This window comes from Streptomyces sp. NRRL WC-3549, assembly GCF_000721935.1.
GTDB lineage: Bacteria > Actinomycetota > Actinomycetes > Streptomycetales > Streptomycetaceae > Streptomyces.
Genome location: NZ_KL585394.1, coordinates 93680 through 96460, shown reverse-complemented (window position 1 = coordinate 96460; position 2781 = coordinate 93680). Strand labels below are relative to the sequence as shown.

Genomic DNA, 2781 nt, shown 5'->3' with positions numbered 1-2781 from the left:
CCCGCCGGTCGGGCGTGCGAAGGCCCATGCCACCATTGACCCCGTGGCTAGCAAGCGAGGCAAGCAGACGGTCCGGGACATGTTCCTGTCGATGCTCGTGATCACCGCAGTGGCGGGCGTCGTCTACATCTTCATCCCGCACGACGACAAGGCGAATCCGGTCAAGGCGGTCGACTACCGGGTCGAACTCACGACCGCGAGGCGTGCCGCCCCGTACCCGGTGGCCGCCCCGGCGGGCCTCCCGGAGGGCTGGAAGGCCACCTCCGTCTCGTACCGGGGCCACAACGGTGCCGGCTGGCACCTCGGCTACCTCGACCCGGACGACCGGTACGTCGCGGTGGAGCAGTCGACGGCCCCGGCGAAGAAGTACGTGCCCGAGGTCAGCCGGGACGCCAAGAACACCGGGCGGACGCGTGACGTCGCCGGGCAGGCGTGGGAGGTCTGGGAGGGCCCCAAGTACGACGCGCTCGTGCTGCACGCCGAGGACGTGACGACGGTGGTCACCGGCTCGGCCCCCACCGAGCGGCTGGTGGAGATGGCCGCCGCGCTGGAGACGGCCCCCGTGGCGTCCGCCGGCCCGACCACGGCCCCCGCGGCCTCCTGAGGCTCCCGCCGGTCCGGTGTCCGGCCCTCGCGTACCACCACGGCATGCCGAAGCCCCCGCGAGAAGTCGTCTGCTCGCGGGGGCTTCGTGCTGTGCCGGTTTGTGTCCCGGATCAGACGGTGGTGACGACCTCGTCGTAGGAGAGGCGCGGCAGCCGCGGGAACCAGGCGTCCTCGCCGGGCTTGCCGATGTTGACGACCATGAGCAGCTTGTGGTCGCCGTCCAGGAACTCCTTCTCGATGCCCGAGGCGTCGTAGCCGGTCATCGGGCCGGCGGCCAGGCCGGCGGCGCGGACGCCGATGATGAAGTAGGCGGCCTGGAGCGAGGCGTTCAGCGCGGCGGACTGCTCGCGGACCGGGCGCTCGGAGAAGAACGCGTCCTTGGCCTGCGGGAAGTGGGGCAGGAGCGCGGGCAGCTCCTCGTGGAACTCGTTGTCCGCGACGAGCAGCGCGACCAGCGGGGCGGTGGAGGTCTTGGCCTGGTTGCCCTCGGCCATGTGCTTCACGAGGCGCTCGCGGCCCTCGGCCGAGCGGACCAGGACCACGCGCAGCGGCGACTGGTTGAAGGCGGTGGGGCCGTACTTGACCAGGTCGTAGATCGCCTGGACCTGCTCGTCGGTCACCGGCTCGTCCGAGAAGGTGTTGGCGGTACGGGCCTCACGGAAGAGAAGGTCCTGGGCGGCGGGGTCAAGGGCGAGGGACATCTGTGGAACTGCCTTCCGGGTGAAAACGTGGTGGAACAACCCGTTCACCGTAACGGAGAGATAGATTAAGGTTCAACTAAATCGCTCCGGAGTGATCCACGGCACAGGCTCACCACGTACTCACCGCACAGGCTCACCACGTACTCACCGCACAGGCGCACCACGTACTCACCGCACGGGCGCCACGTACTCACCGCACAGGCCAACCAACGCAGGCCCGCCGCACGGCACACCGCACCGGCACCCGGCCCGGAAACCGCGTCCAGGGCCTCCTCGGCGCCTCCGCGGGCCTCCCCGGGCCTCCCCCCCGGGGGCACCTCAGCCCGACGCCGCCCCGCCTCCGTCGGCACCGCCCCCGCCGCCGCCTTCCGAGGGCTCCTCGCGCGGGCGGGCCAGGGCCGCGTCCAGCCGGGCGCGGGCCCCCTCCAGCCAGTGCCGGCACACCTTCGCCAGCTCCTCGCCGCGCTCCCAGAGGGCCAGCGACTCCTCCAGCGTCGTACCGCCCGCCTCCAGGCGGCGTACGACCTCGATCAGCTCGTCGCGTGCCTGCTCGTACCCGAGCGTGCCGGTCGCGGCAGCCGTCGTCGTCCCGTCGTCCGTCATGCGATCCACCCTATGTGTGAGGTCCGACAGAGCCGCCCGCCCGTCACTCGGCCACCCGCACCGTGAACTCGCCCTCCGACACCCGCGCCCGCAGCTCCTCGCCCGGCGCCCCGGCGTCGCCCGGGGAGCGCACCACGTGGCCGTCCGGCCGCTGCAGCACCGCGTAGCCCCGTTCCAGGGTCGCCGCCGGGGAGAGCGCCACCACCCGCGCCCGGGTGTGCGCCAGCTCCGAGTCGGCCCGGTCCAGCAGATGCCCCAGCACCCGGCGGCTCCGCCCGACCAGCGCGTCGACCTCCGCCTCGCGTTCGTCCACCATCCGGTGGGGCCGCTCCATCGAGGACCGGCCCAGCGCGTGGGCCAGCCCCCGCTCCTCCCGGTCGATCAGCCCCCGCACGGTCCGCAGCGCGCGGTCCTGGAGCTGCTGCACCCGGTCCAGCTCCTCACCCACGTCCGGGACGACCTTCTTCGCCGCGTCGGTCGGCGTCGACGCCCGCAGGTCGGCCACCAGGTCCAGCAGCGGCGAGTCGGGTTCGTGGCCGATGGCCGAGACCACCGGCGTACGGCACGCGGCCACCGCCCGGATCAGCTGCTCGTCGGAGAACGGCAGCAGGTCCTCCACGCTGCCGCCGCCCCGCGCGACCACGATGACGTCGACCCCGGGCAGTGCGTCGAGCTCCCGGACCGCCTGGACCACCTGGTTCACGGCGTGCACGCCCTGCACGGCGGTGTTGCGCACCTCGAAACGCACCGCGGGCCAGCGCCGCCGGGCGTTCTCCAGGACGTCGCGCTCCGCGGCCGACGCCCGCCCGCAGACCAGGCCGATCAGCTGCGGCAGGAACGGCAGCGGCCGCTTGCGGTCCAGGGCGAACAG

Annotated in this window: 4 protein-coding genes; 1 reads left to right on the top strand and 3 read right to left on the bottom strand. The window is 72.9% G+C overall.

The window, feature by feature from the left end; all coding sequences use genetic code 11:
• Window positions 1-43 precede the first annotated feature (43 nt).
• A complete protein-coding gene (locus IH13_RS0111100) occupies window positions 44-604 on the top strand; it encodes a DUF4245 domain-containing protein (RefSeq protein WP_037841110.1) in 561 nt (186 codons plus the stop codon).
• Between the two features lie 112 nt (window positions 605-716).
• Here IH13_RS0111100 and IH13_RS0111095 read toward each other — a convergent pair whose 3' ends face one another.
• From IH13_RS0111095 to xseA, 3 genes are all read right to left on the bottom strand, one after another.
• Window positions 717-1307 (bottom strand): malonic semialdehyde reductase, encoded by a 591-nt coding sequence (locus IH13_RS0111095; protein ID WP_031083375.1) that lies wholly within the window; start codon window positions 1305-1307, stop codon window positions 717-719.
• Window positions 1308-1625: 318 nt separating this feature from the next.
• A complete protein-coding gene (locus tag IH13_RS0111090; RefSeq protein ID WP_037841109.1) occupies window positions 1626-1910 on the bottom strand; it encodes an exodeoxyribonuclease VII small subunit in 285 nt (94 codons plus the stop codon).
• Window positions 1911-1953: 43 nt separating this feature from the next.
• Window positions 1954-2781: exodeoxyribonuclease VII large subunit (gene xseA / locus IH13_RS0111085; RefSeq protein ID WP_031083372.1), on the bottom strand; the 828-nt coding region annotated here is incomplete at its 5' end.